13 protein-coding genes are annotated in these 17,365 nt (G+C 57.6%); 3 read left to right on the forward strand and 10 right to left on the reverse strand.

Annotated features, from left to right (window positions below):
• Positions 1 to 2 precede the first annotated feature (2 nt).
• From rfbB to trxA, 7 genes are all read right to left on the reverse strand, one after another.
• Positions 3 to 1,076: a dTDP-glucose 4,6-dehydratase gene (gene rfbB / locus SGP1_RS21660; RefSeq protein WP_011412187.1), complete on the reverse strand. Its 1,074-nt coding sequence runs from the start codon at positions 1,074 to 1,076 to the stop codon at positions 3 to 5.
• Positions 1,073 to 2,335, reverse strand: a complete 1,263-nt coding sequence (gene wecC / locus SGP1_RS21665) for a UDP-N-acetyl-D-mannosamine dehydrogenase (RefSeq protein WP_011412188.1) — start codon at positions 2,333 to 2,335, stop codon at positions 1,073 to 1,075. Before wecC ends, rfbB begins: the two co-directional genes overlap by 4 nt.
• Positions 2,336 to 2,339: 4 nt before the next feature.
• On the reverse strand, positions 2,340 to 3,464 hold the full coding sequence (gene wecB / locus SGP1_RS21670; protein WP_011412189.1) for a non-hydrolyzing UDP-N-acetylglucosamine 2-epimerase: 1,125 nt from the start codon (positions 3,462 to 3,464) through the stop codon (positions 2,340 to 2,342).
• A 106-nt stretch (positions 3,465 to 3,570) separates the two neighbouring features.
• On the reverse strand, positions 3,571 to 4,623 hold the full coding sequence (gene wzzE / locus SGP1_RS21675) for an ECA polysaccharide chain length modulation protein (RefSeq protein WP_011412190.1): 1,053 nt from the start codon (positions 4,621 to 4,623) through the stop codon (positions 3,571 to 3,573).
• The gene (gene wecA / locus SGP1_RS21680) at positions 4,620 to 5,735 is read right to left on the reverse strand and encodes a UDP-N-acetylglucosamine--undecaprenyl-phosphate N-acetylglucosaminephosphotransferase (RefSeq protein WP_011412191.1); all 1,116 of its coding nucleotides are present in this window, start codon (positions 5,733 to 5,735) and stop codon (positions 4,620 to 4,622) included. The genes wzzE and wecA overlap by 4 nt, the downstream gene beginning before the upstream one ends.
• A 279-nt stretch (positions 5,736 to 6,014) precedes the next feature.
• The gene (rho, locus tag SGP1_RS21685) at positions 6,015 to 7,274 is read right to left on the reverse strand and encodes a transcription termination factor Rho (RefSeq protein WP_011412192.1); all 1,260 of its coding nucleotides are present in this window, start codon (positions 7,272 to 7,274) and stop codon (positions 6,015 to 6,017) included.
• Between the two features lie 399 nt (positions 7,275 to 7,673).
• Positions 7,674 to 8,000, reverse strand: coding sequence for a thioredoxin TrxA (gene trxA, locus SGP1_RS21690; protein WP_011412193.1), 327 nt, complete (start codon positions 7,998 to 8,000; stop codon positions 7,674 to 7,676).
• A gap of 117 nt (positions 8,001 to 8,117) precedes the next feature.
• Between trxA and rhlB the strand changes: the two genes are divergently transcribed.
• Both rhlB and gppA read left to right on the forward strand, forming a co-directional pair.
• The gene (gene rhlB, locus SGP1_RS21695; protein WP_011412194.1) at positions 8,118 to 9,365 is read left to right on the forward strand and encodes an ATP-dependent RNA helicase RhlB; all 1,248 of its coding nucleotides are present in this window, start codon (positions 8,118 to 8,120) and stop codon (positions 9,363 to 9,365) included.
• 7 nt (positions 9,366 to 9,372) lie between these two features.
• Positions 9,373 to 10,872, forward strand: a complete 1,500-nt coding sequence (gene gppA, locus SGP1_RS21700; protein ID WP_011412195.1) for a guanosine-5'-triphosphate,3'-diphosphate diphosphatase — start codon at positions 9,373 to 9,375, stop codon at positions 10,870 to 10,872.
• Positions 10,873 to 11,027: 155 nt separating this feature from the next.
• Here gppA and rep read toward each other — a convergent pair whose 3' ends face one another.
• A complete protein-coding gene (gene rep / locus SGP1_RS21705) occupies positions 11,028 to 13,055 on the reverse strand; it encodes a DNA helicase Rep (protein WP_011412196.1) in 2,028 nt (675 codons plus the stop codon).
• Between the two features lie 156 nt (positions 13,056 to 13,211).
• On the reverse strand, positions 13,212 to 14,690 hold the full coding sequence (ilvC, locus tag SGP1_RS21710; RefSeq protein WP_011412197.1) for a ketol-acid reductoisomerase: 1,479 nt from the start codon (positions 14,688 to 14,690) through the stop codon (positions 13,212 to 13,214).
• 196 nt (positions 14,691 to 14,886) lie between these two features.
• On the opposite strand from ilvC, the gene ilvY reads away from it, so the two are divergent.
• Complete coding sequence (ilvY, locus tag SGP1_RS21715) at positions 14,887 to 15,774, forward strand: HTH-type transcriptional activator IlvY (RefSeq protein ID WP_011412198.1); 888 nt, start codon at positions 14,887 to 14,889, stop codon at positions 15,772 to 15,774.
• Between the two features lie 40 nt (positions 15,775 to 15,814).
• Here ilvY and ilvA read toward each other — a convergent pair whose 3' ends face one another.
• Complete coding sequence (ilvA, locus tag SGP1_RS21720; protein ID WP_011412199.1) at positions 15,815 to 17,359, reverse strand: threonine ammonia-lyase, biosynthetic; 1,545 nt, start codon at positions 17,357 to 17,359, stop codon at positions 15,815 to 15,817.
• Between the last annotated feature and the right edge of the window lie 6 nt (positions 17,360 to 17,365).

Here is a 17,365-nt window from a genome sequence, read left to right on the forward strand (position 1 = left end):
CCTTACAAGCCTGGCCCGAGACCGAGACGTTCGCCGCGATAGCTGCCGTCCAGAACGCGCTGCCACCACTCACGATGGGTCAAATACCACTGCACGGTTTTCGCCAGGCCGCTGTCAAACGTTTCCTGCGGCCGCCAGCCTAATTCCCGGGCAATTTTGCCGGCGTCAATCGCATAGCGCCGGTCATGCCCCGGCCGATCTTCTACAAGCGTAATGAGTTGCCTGAACGCCGTGACGCCGGCAGGATGAGGCGCACCAGCCTGCTCCAATAGCGCGCACAGCGCCTCGACCACCTCAATATTGCGCCGCTCGTTATGGCCGCCGATGGTATAGGTTTCACCGGGACGGCCGCGGGTCACCACCTGATAGAGCGCGCGGGCATGATCTTCCACATACAGCCAGTCACGAATCTGGCCGCCGTCGCCGTAAACCGGTAACGGCTTGCCCGCCAGCGCGTTGATAATCATCAGCGGAATCAGCTTTTCCGGAAAATGATAGGGTCCATAATTATTGGAGCAATGGGTTACCAGCACCGGCAGACCGTAAGTGCGCATCCAGGCGCGCGCCAAATGATCGCTGGCGGCTTTCGAGGCGGAGTACGGGCTGCTGGGCGCATAGGGCGAGCTTTCGTTAAACCGGCTGCCGTCATCGGGCAAATCGCCGTATACTTCATCGGTGGAGACATGATGAAAGCGAAAAGCGGCGCGGGCAGCGGGGGGTAAAGCCTGCCAATATTCGCGCGCCGCTTCCAGAAGGATCGAGGTCCCGGTGATATTGGTATCGATAAACGCCGCCGGACCGTCAATGGAGCGATCGACATGGCTTTCCGCCGCCAGATGCATGATGGCGTAAGGCTGAAACTCCGCGAGCAGCCGCGCCATCGCCGGGCCATCGCCGATATCGGCGCGGGCGAAGCGATAATGGGGATGCCCTGCCACCGGCGCGAGCGAGTCCAGATTGCCGGCATAGGTCAACTTGTCGACGACCAGCACCCGATAGTCGGTAGCGCCAAGGATATAGCGCACCAGCGCCGAGCCGATAAACCCCGCGCCGCCGGTAATCAGCAGGCATCTCATCGCCAGACTCCCCGGGTATCCACCACCCAGCGCTGGTGAATTGCACCAGGCGCCATGGCGCGAAACTGTTGATGATCCACCAGCATCACCAGCACATCGGCGGTCGCCAGCGCCTGATCGCGGTCAACCAGCGTGACCAGCCCGTCCAGCGATGCCGGCAGTGCATGGACATTCGGCTCCACCGCCAGCGTCTGGCCGCGATGCCAACGGGCAATCAGCTGCGTCACGTGCAGCGCGGGGCTTTCGCGCAAATCGTCAATATCGGGCTTGAACGCCAGCCCGAAGCAGGCGATGGTCACATCGCTACTGCCGCGCCCGCTGTCGTTGAGGCAATCCACCACCGCCGCCTTTACTTTTTCCACCACCCAGTCGGGCTTATCATCGTTGACCTGGCGGGCGGTGCGGATAAGCCGCGCCTGCGCCGGGTTCTGCGCCACAATGAACCAGGGATCCACCGCGATACAATGGCCGCCGACGCCTGGCCCCGGCTGCAGAATATTGACCCGCGGATGGCGATTGGCCAGCGCTATCAGTTCCCAGACATTAATCTGCTGTTCCGCACAGAGCACCGACAGTTCATTAGCGAAGGCAATATTGACATCGCGGAAGCTGTTTTCGGTCAATTTACACATTTCGGCGGTACGGACATGTGTTACGACGCACTCCCCTTCCAGGAAAATGCGATACAGCTCGGCGGCGCGTGCCGAACAGCGCGGCGTCATACCGCCGATCACCCGGTCATTTTTAATCAGTTCCACCATTACCTTACCGGGCAGCACGCGCTCCGGGCAATAGGCGATATTGATATCCGCCGCTTCGCCCACCTGGTGTGGGAAGGTCAGATCGGGACGTGCACCGGCCAGCCAGTCGGCCATCTGTTCGGTTGTCCCCACCGGAGAGGTGGATTCGAGGATCACCAGACAGCCCGGCGTTAACACCGGCGCTAACGCTAACGCCGCCGCCTGCACATAGCTGAGATCGGGTTGATGAGCGCCTTTAAAAGGGGTTGGTACGGCAATAAGGAACGCGTCCGCCGGCTGCGGCTGGCTTACCGCCCGCAGCAGCCCCTCGTGCACGGCTTCGGTTACGACCCGGTCCAAATCGGGTTCAATGATATGAATCGCGCCGCGGTTAATGGTATCCACCGCGTGCTGATTGGTGTCTACCCCTATTACCCGCTTGCGGCGCGAGGCAAACGCCGCGGCGGTGGGCAGACCGATGTACCCCAGTCCAATTACGGAAATTGTGTCAAAACTCATGGATTCACCTGCTATCTTTTTTTAATACCGTGATAATCCGCTCACAGGCGTGGCCGTCGCCGTAGGGGTTATGTGCCCGACTCATCCGTTGATACGCCTGGGAATCATTCAGCAGTTGCGATACCGCCTGGTGAATCGCCTGCTCGTCCGTCCCTACCAGCCGTACGGTGCCGGCCGCCACCGCCTCCGGTCGCTCGGTGGCATCACGCATCACCAGAACCGGCCTTCCCAGAGAAGGCGCCTCTTCCTGGATCCCGCCGGAATCGGTCAGAATAATCGTGGCGCGATCCATTAAATACACGAACGGCAAATAGTCCTGCGGATCAATTAATTTTATATTGGCGATACCGCTAAGCATACGGTTAACCGGTTCGCTGACGTTAGGATTGAGGTGCACCGGGTAGACCACCTGCACGTCGGGATGATCGAGCGCAATGCGCGCCAAGGCGGCGCAAATGCGCTTGAAGCCGTCACCAAAACTCTCTCGGCGGTGGCCGGTAACCAAAATCATCTTCTGCACGCCATCGAGAAATGCGTAACGCCGCTCCAGACTGGCGCGCAGTGCCGCGTCGCTCATGACACGATCACGCACCCAGAACAGCGCATCGATAACCGTATTGCCGGTCACAGCAATTCGTGCCGCCGGCAGTCCCTCCGCCAGCAAATTGGCGCGCGCATTTTCGGTGGGCGCAAAATGCCAGCGGGCCAGGTGGCCGGTCAATTTGCGATTCGCCTCTTCCGGCCACGGGGAAAGCAGATCGCCGGTGCGCAAGCCCGCTTCTACATGTCCCACGGGAATATGCTGGTAAAACGCCGCCAGGCTGGCGGCCAAGGTCGTGGTGGTATCGCCATGCACCAGCACGACATCCGGGCGGAAATCTTCCAATACCGGCTGCATGCCGGTCAGGATACGGCTGGTTATCTCACTCAAGCCCTGTGCCGGGCGCATGATATCCAGATCGTAATCAGGCACGATCGCGAACAGGCGCAATACCTGATCCAGCATCTCACGATGCTGGGCCGTCACGCAGACGCGGGTTTCAAAGGCCAGATCATTGGCCAAAGCCAGAACCAGCGGCGCCATCTTGATGGCTTCCGGCCGTGTGCCAAAGACGATCAACACTTTCACAACAGTTCCCTTCATTCTGAGCAAAGCCGGCTACGGCTTAGAATTCGGTGGGCCGCGCGGCTAATGGCAGCGGTCTATTCCGACAGTTTAATGCCTGTCGGCGGCATTAACGACGGCGCGCCAGCGCGACTCCCGCACCGATCAACGTACCCACAGCGCCCCACAGAATAAGCAGGAACAGGCGGCGTGGCTTATCGCGTTTTACCGGCTCTTCAGGGGTCCTTAAATAACGGTAGGTCTTGAAGCTCTTGTTCAATACCGGCCCTACATTGAGGGTAGTCAACATCGCGCGGTTTTGGTCGTAATCGGTATCATAGGCCGGTCCGGCCGCCTGCAGAGCGTCCAAACGTGCCTGTAACAGCGGATGGCCCAGCAGGAACATTTCGGATTGAGGCAAACTGTCGGCGACGACATTGGTTCGGCTGCGATCGATGCCCTGCGCGTGCGCCAGTTTCAGCGCCTGATTAAGCTGTAGCTGCTCGCGATGGTAAACCGCCGCAGCCACTGCCTCCTGCCGTTTTACCTGCGCCTTGAGCGAGACGGTGCGCGCAGCCCAGGCGGCCACAACGTCCTCATTGAGGTGGTTGGCCGCACGCTGGTTGGCGAAATCCACATAGCGCCGCAACAGTTGATTGGCGTCCGGCGCGGTTTCCACCACCAGCCGCGCGCTGTCCGGCAGCTTTTTCACGTCGTCGTGCGGCAAGAACTGAATGGCGTTTATTAATTCATCCAGCAGCACCGCGTCGGCATGAACGTCGCCCTTTTTGCGCGACTGGTAATAGGGGCTGGCGAACCAGAAATCCCGCCGGGTATCATAGGAAGCGAGCTGGCGCAAAAACTCCTGATAGGCCTCGTCGGCAATCGAAAGGGTGTCGGTGGTCGGCAGCGCGGTATTTTTCACATCCAGGTTGCGCAGAAACTGCTGCTGGGAGAAGTAGCTGCCCAGCACATTCACCGTAGGTTTGTCGGTAATGGCGATGGCGGTCCACTCCTGGCGCACCACCAGGGAGTAAATCAATGCGCCCAGTGCAAACACGACAGCACAGGCGATAACGGTGAGTTTGCCGCGCCACAGGGAACACAGCAGGCCGCGCAAGTCCAGTTCATTGTCGATAGCCTGTTCCCGGCCGGCGGAAGATGGTGAGCTTGCAGGTGTCATTTTCGCCCTGAATTTCCGTTTAAGGTGGTGCTTTTTTTATATTGGCTGAGCCGTCGCTTGGTCCGCTTGACGAAGCGGGCAACCCGCCAGGCGCATTTCAGTACATAGCCATACAACAAAAACACTCCGATCCACAGCAACAGCATGACCGACTCCGGCCAGCGCAGCCAACGCTCTCCCGCCACGCCGAAAAACGCTAACAGCGCGGCGGTAAGCGTGATAATGATAAACGCCTGGCGCGAGCTGAAACCCGCGCGCATGATGAGATGGTGGATATGCTGCCTGTCCGGCGCAAACGGGCTCATGCCTTTGCGCATCCGGCGATACATGATGGCGATCATATCCATCAGCGGCACGGCGATAATCCACAGCGCGGTCACGGGATTCATCGGATGCCCCCAGCCCTGGGTGCTTTGCAGCAGCAGCCAGATGATGGTAAAGCCAATCATTGTGCTGCCGGCATCGCCCATAAACACTTTATAGCGCCGGCCGAAACCCCCCAGGTTCAGTAAAATATAGGGCAAAATGGCAGCAATCATTGCAAAGCACCACAGCGCCAGGCCGGGATTATTATCAAGCGTAAGCAGGATACCCATCGCGCCGAGGGACACGCAGGAGAGCCCGCCCAGCAGTCCGTCGATACCGTCCACCATATTGAAGGCGTTGATCGCCGCCCAGACGGCAAACAGCGTCACCAGATAGCCAAAAGGACCCAGCACCATCTCCCACGGTCCGAAGATATAGCCCAGGCTATTGATATAGCGGCCGCTGAACACCATCATCGCCACCGCGACCAAGGCCTGGATAATGGCGCGCGCTACCACGCTGATATCAAATCGATCGTCGAGCGCGCCGGTCACTACCAGGACGCCCGCGCACATAAGATACAGCGCGACATGGGGAATATAATGATCAGTATAGAGAAAGGCGAAACAGATGCCGGCATAAATGGAAATGCCGCCGACCAGGGGGATCTGCCCCTGATGGCGTTTGCGGTAGTTGGGCTTGTCAACCAGGCCTATTTTTTTGGCAACCTTGCGCGCTAAAAACAAAAAGAGCAAAGAAAACAGAAAAATAGCAACAAAATCAGTACTCATATTGAGTATGTTCACAATAGAAAGCTCTCTGCATCCATCAGGCCGTTCAATGCGTCACCATAGTTTATGCCTTAACTCCGATGCCTTACCCGTCACTGAGTTTTGTGACAACGAAATAGGGTTTCTGTTATCTCTTTATTTTCCACCCGAATCTCCGTCAGGCGTGCAGATAAGATCAAAATCGCCCGGACAGGCTGAGAAGCATGTAACCGGGCACACCAAAGATGTGACTATCCTAGCATCAGAAACGAAAAACGCCACGTTCTCACGTGGCGCTACCCGAGTTTTTGTGACTTACGAACGTTTCATCATGTCAAAGAATTCGTCGTTGGTTTTGGTCATCGCCAACTTGTTCATCAGGAATTCCATTGCGTCAATTTCACCCATAGGATGAATAATTTTGCGCAGGATCCACATTTTCTGTAGCTCTTCCTGAGTGGTGAGCAATTCTTCTTTACGGGTCCCCGAGCGGTTGTAATCGATCGCAGGGAAGACGCGTTTCTCGGCGATTTTACGCGACAGGTGCAATTCCATGTTGCCCGTTCCCTTGAACTCTTCGTAAATCACTTCGTCCATCTTCGAGCCGGTGTCGATAAGCGCGGTGGCGATGATGGTCAGGCTACCGCCTTCTTCCATATTGCGCGCGGCGCCGAAGAAACGCTTGGGACGATGCAGGGCGTTGGCATCCACACCACCAGTCAATACCTTGCCGGAAGCAGGCACTACGGTGTTATAGGCACGCGCCAGACGAGTAATGGAGTCTAGCAGGATAATAACGTCTTTCTTATGTTCGACCAGGCGCTTGGCTTTTTCAATCACCATTTCGGCGACCTGAACATGGCGGGACGCCGGCTCATCAAAGGTCGAGGCGATCACTTCGCCTTTCACCAGACGCTGCATTTCGGTGACTTCTTCCGGACGCTCGTCAATCAGCAGCACCATCAGCACACAGTCGGGATGGTTATAAGCGATGCTTTGGGCAATATTTTGCAGCAGCATGGTCTTACCAGCTTTCGGCGGCGCCACAATAAGCCCACGCTGGCCACGGCCGATAGGTGAGGCTAGATCCAGAACGCGCGCGGTCAGGTCTTCGGTAGAGCCATTACCGCGCTCCATGCGCAAACGCGAATTGGCGTGCAGCGGCGTCAGGTTTTCAAACAAAATCTTGTTGCGGGCGTTTTCCGGCTTGTCATAGTTGACTTCGTTAACCTTCAGCAGCGCAAAGTAACGCTCGCCCTCTTTCGGCGGGCGGATCTTGCCCGAAATGGTGTCGCCGGTACGCAGGTTGAAACGGCGGATCTGGCTGGGAGAAACATAGATATCATCGGGGCCGGCAAGGTAGGAACTGTCGCTGGAGCGGAGAAAACCGAATCCGTCCTGCAAAATTTCCAGTACACCATCGCCGAAGATATCCTCGCCGCTCTTGGCATGCTGCTTGAGGATGGCGAAGATGATGTCTTGTTTACGCATGCGGGCCAGGTTTTCCAGCCCCATATTTTCGCCGAGGGTCACTAGCTCTGAAACCGGCGTATTTTTTAATTCGGTAAGGTTCATAATGGTGGGTTCTTAAACTCGGGGTATATCTCGCTCGCTCGAACTGATTTTGTGGATGGTATGGCAGCGTAAAATCGTGCCTGTCTATGGCATTTAATCCCGGTATATCCCGTTTGGGCTGATGAACAGCGACTCATGCAATTATGAATAACAAGAAGACTGAGATTAAGAGTGCCGAACAACGGATTAATTTAAATCCCGCCTGCCTAACGCCTCGTTGGTCACGTTTGGTGCTTTCTTGCAACGGGGTGCGGGCAAAGAGTAAAGCTCAGATTCAAACTACAGGTAAGATCACAATGCAGTGCGCATAAACTTAGCATGGTTCTTGATGGGCGTCTAGCGGTCAATATGAGAAATGCTTATGAACGCCAGCGCCCAGAGGAAGATTCGCAATACCGCTTACAGATTTGCGTTAAGGAACTCTTTCAACTGTCCTTTAGACAGGGCTCCAACCTTGGTGGCTACCACTTCACCATCGCGGAACAACAACAGGGTTGGAATGCCGCGGATACCATACTTCGGTGCAGTGGCCGGATTCTCGTCGATGTTCAATTTAGCGACGGTCAGTTTGCCGTCGAATTCATCAGCGACTTCTGCCAGAATAGGCGCAATCATTTTACAAGGACCACACCATTCTGCCCAGAAATCGACCAGAAATAGCCCTTTGGCCTGTAATACGTCCTTTTCGAAGCTATCGTCACTCAGATGAATAATTTTATCGCTCATGTTTTACTCCACAGGATTATCGTTACCTGCCGTTGCAGCAATGCCCAACAACAGGTTGACTTTATTTCACTGTATACACTTTCGTAATGCAATAGTTAACTGTTATTCTACCACACTATGAGCAAAACACACTTAACAGAAAAGAAGTTTTCCGACTTCGCCCTGTACCCGCCAATCGTTGAAGTGCTTGATTCTAAAGGCTTTAACAATTGTACACCCATTCAAGCGCTGACTTTGCCCACTACGCTTGCAGGCAAAGACGTCGCGGGCCAGGCGCAAACCGGTACCGGCAAAACGCTGGCCTTCTTAACGGCCACGTTTCATCATCTACTCACCCACCCTGCCGCCGAGGGACGTCAAACCAATCAGCCACGCGCGCTGATCATGGCGCCCACCCGCGAGCTGGCGGTGCAAATCCATTCCGATGCTGAACCATTAGCCCAGGCGACCGGCCTGAAAATGGGGTTGGCCTACGGCGGCGATGGTTATGATAAGCAGTTGAAAGTGCTGGAAGCCGGGGTCGATATCCTGGTGGGCACGACCGGCAGGCTGATTGATTATACCAAACAAAACTACGTCAATATGAGCGCCATACAGGTAGTGGTGCTGGACGAAGCCGACAGGATGTTCGACCTCGGTTTCATCAAGGATATCCGTTGGCTGTTCCGCCGGATGCCCGCCGCCGCCGGACGGCTGAATATGCTGTTCTCCGCCACGCTCTCCTATCGGGTGCGTGAGCTGGCCTTCGAGCATATGAATAACGCCGAATATGTCGAAGTGGAACCGCTGCAAAAAACGGGTCACCGCATACAAGAAGAACTGTTTTACCCCTCCAACGAAGAAAAAATGCGGCTTCTGCAAACGCTGATCGAGGAAGAATGGCCCGACCGGTGTATAATTTTCGCCAATACCAAGCACCGCTGTGAAGATATCTGGGGCCATCTGGCCGCTGACGGTCATCGCGTCGGACTGCTGACCGGCGATGTTTCGCAGAAACGGCGCCTGCGCATTTTGGAGAAGTTTACCCAGGGCGCGCTGGATATACTGGTGGCGACGGACGTGGCCGCCCGCGGACTGCATATTCCTTCCGTGACCCATGTATTCAACTACGATTTACCCGACGACTGCGAAGATTATGTGCACCGCATCGGCCGCACCGGACGCGCCGGCGAGAGCGGTTGCTCCATCAGCCTGGCGTGCGAAGAATATGCGTTGAATCTTACCGCAATTGAAAGCTATATTGGCCATCAGATCCCCGTCAGTAAATATAACAGCGACGCGCTGCTGACCGACCTGCCCGCGCCAAAACGGTTGACCCGCCGCCGCAGCGGCGCACCGCGCCATAACCGTAAACGTCCGGGCTGAAACACAGATGATAAGAGCCACCTCTCTCTATGCCGCCATTGACCTAGGTTCCAACAGCTTTCATATGTTGGTCGTGCGTGAGGTGGCCGGCACCCTTCAGACGCTGGCTCGTATCAAGCGTAAAGTGCGGCTGGCCGCCGGACTTTACGGCGATAACCGGCTGTCCAGCGACGCGATGCAGCGGGGCTGGCAGTGCCTGCGTCTGTTTGCCGAACATTTGCAGGATATTCCCCCCACCCAGGTACGCGTGGTTGCCACCGCCACCCTGCGTCTGGCCACCAACGCGGCGGAGTTTCTCGGCCCGGCCAGTGCCATTCTAGGCTGCCCGGTGCAGGTCATTTCCGGCGAAGAAGAAGCACGGCTTATCTATCAGGGCGTCGCCCATACCACCGGCGGCTCTGATGAGCGTCTGGTCGTGGACATCGGCGGCGGCAGCACCGAGCTGGTTGTAGGGCGCGGCGCGCAGGCGCTAGAGCTGTTCAGTCTGGAAATGGGCTGCGTCACCTGGCTTGAGCGCTATTTTAACGATCGCAGCCTGACCCGGGAAAACTTCGAGCGGGCGGAGCAGGCGGCGCGCGAAAAAATCCGGCCGGTCGCCTTCCGGCTGCTGGCACAAGGCTGGCAAGTGTGCGTCGGCGCCTCCGGCACCGTTCAGGCGCTACAGGAAATTATGGTCGCCCAGGGGATGGATGAGCACATTACGCTCAGCAAGCTGTTGCAGCTCAAACAGCGCGCCATTCACTGCGGCAAGCTCGAAGAGCTGGAAATAGAAGGTTTAACGCTGGAGCGGGCGCTGGTGTTCCCGAGCGGGCTGGCGATTCTGCTGGCGGTGTTTGCCGAGCTTGGCATCACGACCATGACCCTGGCGGGCGGCGCGCTGCGCGAGGGCATGATGTACGGGATGATGGCGCTGCCGGTCGGCGGCGATATCCGCCAGCGTACCTTGGAAAATCTGCAGCGCCGCTACCAGTTGGATACCGAGCAGGCGCAGCGGGTGACCTGGCTGGCGGACGGATTTGCCCGTCAGGTGGCCGAAGCCTGGCAGTTGGACGAGCGATGTTTCACCCTCTTGCGTTGCGCCAGCATGATCCACGAAATCGGTCTCAGTATTGATATCAAACGCGCTCCGCAACACGCCGCCTATCTCGTCCGCCATACCGACCTTCCCGGTTTTACCCCCGCCCAGCAAAAGCTCATCGCCACGCTGCTGCAAAATCAGAGCAACCATATCAACTTAACCCAGCTCAATGAGCAAAACTGTCTGGCACCGCGCATCGCCCAGCGTTTGTGCCGGTTGATGCGGCTGGCGATCATCTTTGCCAGCCGCCGCCGCGACGACGCGTTACCCGCAGTAGAGCTGCGCGCCGCGGAAGAGACATTGTATGTCATCTTGCCCCAGGGCTGGTTGAGCCAGCATCCGCTGCGGGCGGAATACCTTGAGCAAGAAAGCCAATGGCAGAGTTATGTCCACTGGCCCTTATTGCTGGAAGAAACGTCGCAAGTCTGAGCTGGCGAATGCCACCTTGCCATTGACGGCGACTGCCGCTGGAAATGCCCCGACATTGAGCCGCCTGCTCTCCCCTCACCGTCAACCGTTCTGCCGCAGGAAGTGCCCTGAGGATGCCGCCCGCCTAACCGCTTACCCGCTCAGCGTGGGGAAAGTTAGTCGGCCTCGCCGCGTGCCTTGGCCAGTTGGGCGCGCAGGCTCGCCAAATGCCCCTGGCCGCGGCTCATGCGCTCCTCGGCGCTAACCGGTTTGCGTATCTGCTCCCATTGCACATCGTCCTGAGGTAATTCAAGCAGGAAGCGGCTCGGCTCTGGCTTGACCAGTTCACCGTATTGACGCCGCTCGCGGCACAGGGTGAAGGTTAATTCCTTTTGCGCGCGGGTAATGCCGACATAAGCCAGCCGGCGCTCCTCTTCGATATTGTTCTCATCGATACTGCCTTGATGCGGCAATAACCCCTCTTCCATGCCGACCAGGAACACATAAGGAAACTCCAGCCCCTTGGAGGCATGCAACGTCATCAGCTGCACCTGATCGAGTTCCTCCTCGCTCTCGCCACGTTCCATCATATCGCGCAGAGTGAATCGGGTGACCACCTGATCCAGCGTCATCGCCTCATTCAAATCGGAACCGGTAAGCATTTCGGTCATCCAACTGAACAGTTGATTAACATTTTTCATTCGCATTTCCGCCGCTTTCGGACTGGTGGAACTCTCATACAACCAGCTTTCATAGTCGATGCCGTGGATAAGTTCACGCACTGCTGCCACCGGCTCTCGTTCCACCTGACGGGCGACGCCATCCAGCCAGTGAGTAAACTGTTGCAGCGACTCAAGGCCGCGGCCGCTAAGCGTTTGCCCAAGGCCCAAATCAAAACTGGCAGTAAACAAGCTTTTATCGCGCTGCGTCGCCCAGGTGCCCAATTTGGCCAGCGTCGCCGCGCCTATCTCTCGGCGTGGCGTGTTCACTATCCGTAAAAACGCGCTATCGTCATCGGGATTGGTCAGCACGCGCAGATAGGCGAGCAAGTCCTTAATCTCCGGCCGTGAAAAAAACGACGTCCCGCCGGAGATGCGATAAGGAATGCGGTTTTGCATCAGCATCTTTTCAAACAGCCGCGACTGGTGATTGCCGCGATACAAAATGGCGTAATCCCGATAACGGGTCTTGTTGATGAAGTGGTGGGCGATCAGCTCCCCCACCACCCGCTCAGCCTCGTGGTCTTCATTATTGGCGGTGATGACTTTCAGGATGTCGCCATAGCCCAGCCGGGAAAAAAGACGCTTTTCAAAGACATGTGGATTGTTGGCGATAAGAATATTGGCGGCATTCAGGATGCGCTCGGTGGAGCGATAATTCTGCTCCAGCTTGATAACCGCAAGCGTCGGGAAATCTTGTTGCAGCAACGCCAGATTTTGCGGCCGCGCGCCGCGCCAGGAATAGATCGATTGATCGTCGTCGCCCACCACGGTGAAACGGCCCCGCGGCCCTACCAGCAGCTTCACCAGTTCATACTGGCTGGTATTGGTATCCTGATACTCATCCACCAGCAAATAGCGCAGCCGGTTTTGCCAGCGCTCGCGCACCGCCTCGTCGCGCTGCAACAGCTGGGTCGGCCTTAGAATCAAATCATCGAAATCCAACACATTGAAGGCGATGAGATGGTCGTCATAGAGCGCATAGCAATGGGCGAACAGCTTATCCCGTTCGGAACGGGCGGCGTCGGCCGCCTGCGCCGGCGACAGCAAATCGTTCTTCCAGTTGGAAATGGCGGAAGTCAGCGACTTGAGCAGGTCTTTGTCCCCTTCCAGCCACTGCTCGGAGAGATCCTTTAGCAGCGCTAGTTGGTCTTGCTCATCAAATAGAGAGAATTTGGCCTTCATGCCCAGCGCTTTATATTCGCGCTTGATGATAGCCAGTCCGAGCGTATGGAACGTGGCGACGGTCAGCCCGCGCGCCTCTGCACGACCGAGCGTTTGCGCCACCCGCTCCTTCATCTCCCTGGAGGCTTTATTGGTAAACGTCACCGCCGCGATATGCCGCACCTGATAGCCGCAACCGCGGATCAGATGGGCGATTTTATTGGTGATAACCCGCGTCTTGCCCGAGCCGGCGCCGGCCAGCACCAGACAGGGTCCGGTGACGAATTCGACGGCTTGTTGTTGGCTTGGATTAAGGCGCATAAATGAATCCCGGGCAAAAACGATGGAGGAGAACGGAGGGGGATTGTAGCAGAAAGCGGCGCCGGGGTTTATCCCCACGGCGGCCCCCCCCCCCGCCGGACGGTGGAGGCTGAAGTTTGAACGGAGCGTCACCCGTCGGGATGCCCCTCCCGCCGGTCAGTTCGCGACCGCGATGCGTTTCATATCCTTCATATAGCCACGCAGTTCGGCGCCCACGATTTCAATAGGATGCTGGCGGATAGCCTCATTGACATCACGCAGACGCGCATTATCGATTTCACCGTCGGCCACCGGTTTACCCAGATCGCCCACCTGCAGGTTGCCCATAAACGCCTCTTTCAGCAACGGCACGGCGGCATTGGCGAACAGATAGTTGCCGTACTCGGCGGTGTCAGAAATGACCACATTCATTTCATACAAACGCTTGCGCGCGACGGTGTTGGCGATGAGCGGCAATTCGTGCAGCGATTCGTAATAGGCCGACTCGGCGATAATGCCGGAACGGGTCATGGTTTCAAACGCCAGTTCCACGCCGGCTTTTGCCATGGCGATCATCAATACGCCGTGGTCGAAGTAGGTCTGCTCGCTGATTTTGCCGTCGAACTGCGGTGCATTCTCGAACGGCGAACGGCCGGTTTCTTCACGCCAGCCGAGCAGTTTAACATCACCGTTGGCCCAATCGGCCATCATGCCGCTGGAGAAGGCACCGGTGATGATATCGTCCATATGTTTTTCAAACAGCGGCTGCATCAATTGCTTGAGCTGCTCGGACAACGCATAAGCGCGCAATTTCGCGCTGTTGGACAGCCGGTCCATCATCAGCGTGATGCCGCCCTGTTTCAGCGCTTCGGTAGTGGTTTCCCAGCCAAATTGAATCAGTTTTCCGGCATAGGCCGGGTCGACGCCATCGGCCACCATTTTGTCGAAGCACAGCAGCGAGCCGGCCTGCAGCATGCCGCACAGAATGGTCTGCTCGCCCATCAGATCTGACTTGACCTCGGCGACGAAAGAGGATTCCAGAACCCCCGCGCGATGGCCGCCGGTCGCGGCCGCCCAGGCTTTGGCCAGCGTCATGCCCTCACCCTTCGGATCGTTTTCCGGATGCACGGCGATAAGGGTCGGCACGCCGAAGCCGCGCTTGTACTCTTCACGCACCTCGGTACCCGGACATTTCGGCGCCACCATGATAACGGTGATGTCGTGACGGATTTGCTCGCCCACTTCAACGATGTTGAAGCCGTGGGAATAGCCCAATGCGGCGCCTTGCTTCATCAGCGGCTGTACCGCCTGCACCACGGCGGAATGTTGCTTGTCCGGGGTCAGGTTGACCACCAGGCCTGCTTCCGGCACCAGCTCTTCATAGGTGCCGACGCGGAAACCGTTTTCGGTCGCCTTGCGCCAGGAGGGACGTTTCTCGGCAATGGCTTCTTTACGCAGCGCATAGGCAATATCCAGTCCGGAGTCGCGCATATTCAGCCCTTGGTTCAAGCCTTGGGCACCACAGCCAATGATCACCACTTTTTTGCCTTTCAAGTAATCCGCTTCATCGACGAATTCATCCCGGCTCATGAAACGACATTTACCTAACTGCGCCAACTGCTGACGAAGGTTTAAGGTATTGAAATAGTTAGCCATGTAGCAACTCCATCATCAGGTATTAGGGCTTGCCGCAGGCGTTCGCCCGCGGACAGGATTCTTCTCTGCCGACCACTATAAAGCAGGAAAAGCATTGCTTAAATTGATATATTAACAATCTGACCTTGCAGAATCTGCAATACACCTTGCCGACAATACACGACGGTGGGTTCATTCACTCTCTCAGGGCGAATTCATGGATATCCGCGACCTCAAGTTGTTTCTCCACCTGGCGGAAAGCCGCCATTTCGGCCGTAGCTCCAAGGCGATGCACGTCAGCACGTCGACCTTGTCGCGCCAGATTCAGCGCCTGGAAGAGAACGTCGGGCAGACGCTTTTTCTACGCAACAACCGCACGGTGCAATTGACCGAAGCCGGCCAGCAACTTAAAGAGTTCGCGCAGCAAACCCTGCTGCAATACCAGCAGTTGCGCCACCGCCTCGGCCAGAATGGCCCCTCGCTCAGCGGCGAACTGCGGCTGTTCTGCTCGGTGACCGCCGCCTACAGTCATTTGCCGCCGATACTGGATCTGTTCCGCGCCGAGCACCCGCTGGTGGAAATCAAACTCACCACCGGCGACGCCGCCAATGCACTAGATAAAGTGCAGTCCGGCGAAGCGGATTTCGGGATTGCCGGCCATCCCGAAATCCTGCCAGCGAGTATTGATTTCACCCCGATCGGCGAAATTCCCATGATATTAATCGCGCCGGCGCTGCCTTGCCCGGTTCGCGCCCGGGTGAAGACCCCTCAGCCTGACTGGTCGCACACCCCGTTCATACTGCCGGAGCACGGTCCGGCGCGCCGGCGTATTGAACTGTGGTTTCGCAGCAACCATATCAGCAATCCGCTGATTTACGCTACCGTTGCCGGCAATGAGGCGATTGTGTCGATGGTGGCACTGGGCTGCGGCATCGCGCTGATCCCGTCGGTGGTGATGGACAATTCGCCGGAGCCGGTGCGCAGCCGCATTACCCTGCTGGAGCACGGCACCCCGGTCGCGCCGCTGGCGCTCGGGGTTTGCGCGCAAATAAAGCGGCTACATGAACCGCTGATCGACGCCTTCTGGCAACTGCTGGAACGCTGACCGGCGCCAGAAGATGCACTCGCCCCGGCCGCCAGCGCGGTTAATCCGCCAGGAACAAACGAAACGCCGGATTGGCGGTGACATCGTGGCATTCATAGCCCAATGCCAACAGGTGATGATCGAACTCCGGCTCACGCTCCGCCAGTTCAAAGCCCGCCAAGACCCGGCCGAAATCCGTGCCGTGACTGCGGTAGTGGAATAAGGTGATATTCCAGCGCGTGCCCAGCGTGTAGAGGAATTTCAGCAATGCTCCCGGGGATTCGGGGAACTCGAAGCTGTACAAACGCTCGCGCAGCGGTTTCGACGGTCGCCCACCCACCATATAGCGGACATGCAGCTTGGCCATTTCGTCGTCGGATAGATCCGCCACCTGATAGCCGCCGGCAACCATCTCCGCCAGGATTTCCTCGCGCTCCTCGCACCCGCGCGTCAGCCTGACGCCGACGAAAATACAGGCGTTGTCGGCATCGCTGTAGCGATAATTGAACTCCGTTACCGGCCGACCGCCTAGGAGCTCGCAGAAGGCCAGAAAACTGCCCTTCCTTTCCGGAATGGTCACCGCCATCAGCGCCTCGCGTTGCTCGCCCAGCTCGCAGCGCTCCGAGACATAGCGCAGGCCATGGAAATTGACATTAGCGCCGGACAGTACGTGCGCCAGACGCTCATCCCGGATCCCGTGTTGTTGGACATATTTTTTCATCCCCGCCAGCGCCAGCGCGCCGGAGGGTTCGGCAATCGCCCGTACGTCCTCAAACAAATCTTTTACCGCCGCGCAAATCGCGTCGCTGTCCACGGTGACCACATCATCAAGGTAATCGCGGCAAAGACGGAAGGTTTCATCGCCGATACGCCTTACCGCCACCCCCTCAGCAAACAGACCGACCCGCTGTAAATCCACCGGCTCGCCGGCGTGTAGCGCCGCCGCCAGACAGGCGGACTCTTCCGCTTCGACGCCGATGACTTTGATCTGTGGCATCAGATGCTTTATCAACACCGCCACGCCCGCCGCCAGACCGCCGCCGCCCACCGGCACAAATATGCGGTCCAGATGGGCGTCTTGCTGAAGCAGCTCCATCGCCAGCGTCCCCTGCCCGGCGATCACCGCAGGATGATCGAACGGCGGCACAAAAGTCATATGGCGTTCGCGCGCCAGCGCAATGGCTTTGGCCTTAGCTTCATCAAAGTTGGCGCCGAACAACAGCGGCTCGCCGCCGAAGCCGCGCACCGCATCCACTTTGATATCGGCGGTGTTGGTCGGCATGACAATAAGCGACGGAATGCCGAGCTGGCTGGCGGACAACGCCACCCCTTGGGCATGGTTGCCCGCCGAGGCGGTAATGACGCCGCACGCGCGCTGTGCTTCGCTGAACCCCTCAATCATCGCGTAAGCGCCCCGCAGTTTAAAGCTGTGCACCGGCTGACGGTCTTCACGTTTCACCAGTACGGTATTGCCGAGGCGTTCCGACACTTTATTCATCACCTGCAGCGGTGTCACCTGGGCCACTTCATACACCTGCGCGCGTAACGCCGCGCGCAGGTACTCCGCAGGGCAGGGCTCGGCGGAAAACGGTTGAGACTCAGCCATGGTGCC

The sequence above is a fragment of the Sodalis glossinidius str. 'morsitans' genome, assembly GCF_000010085.1.
GTDB classification, from domain to species: Bacteria; Pseudomonadota; Gammaproteobacteria; order Enterobacterales; family Enterobacteriaceae; genus Sodalis; species Sodalis glossinidius.

Coding starts and splice junctions, on each gene's coding strand:
- rfbB (WP_011412187.1), bottom strand. CDS start 1,076: ATGAGATGCCTGCTGATTACCGGCGGCGCGGGGTTTATCGGCTCGGCG.
- wecC (WP_011412188.1), bottom strand. CDS start 2,335: ATGAGTTTTGACACAATTTCCGTAATTGGACTGGGGTACATCGGTCTG.
- wzzE (WP_011412190.1), bottom strand. CDS start 4,623: ATGACACCTGCAAGCTCACCATCTTCCGCCGGCCGGGAACAGGCTATC.
- rho (WP_011412192.1), bottom strand. CDS start 7,274: ATGAACCTTACCGAATTAAAAAATACGCCGGTTTCAGAGCTAGTGACC.
- trxA (WP_011412193.1), bottom strand. CDS start 8,000: ATGAGCGATAAAATTATTCATCTGAGTGACGATAGCTTCGAAAAGGAC.
- rhlB (WP_011412194.1), top strand. CDS start 8,118: ATGAGCAAAACACACTTAACAGAAAAGAAGTTTTCCGACTTCGCCCTG.
- gppA (WP_011412195.1), top strand. CDS start 9,373: ATGATAAGAGCCACCTCTCTCTATGCCGCCATTGACCTAGGTTCCAAC.
- rep (WP_011412196.1), bottom strand. CDS start 13,055: ATGCGCCTTAATCCAAGCCAACAACAAGCCGTCGAATTCGTCACCGGA.
- ilvC (WP_011412197.1), bottom strand. CDS start 14,690: ATGGCTAACTATTTCAATACCTTAAACCTTCGTCAGCAGTTGGCGCAG.
- ilvY (WP_011412198.1), top strand. CDS start 14,887: ATGGATATCCGCGACCTCAAGTTGTTTCTCCACCTGGCGGAAAGCCGC.
- ilvA (WP_011412199.1), bottom strand. CDS start 17,359: ATGGCTGAGTCTCAACCGTTTTCCGCCGAGCCCTGCCCTGCGGAGTAC.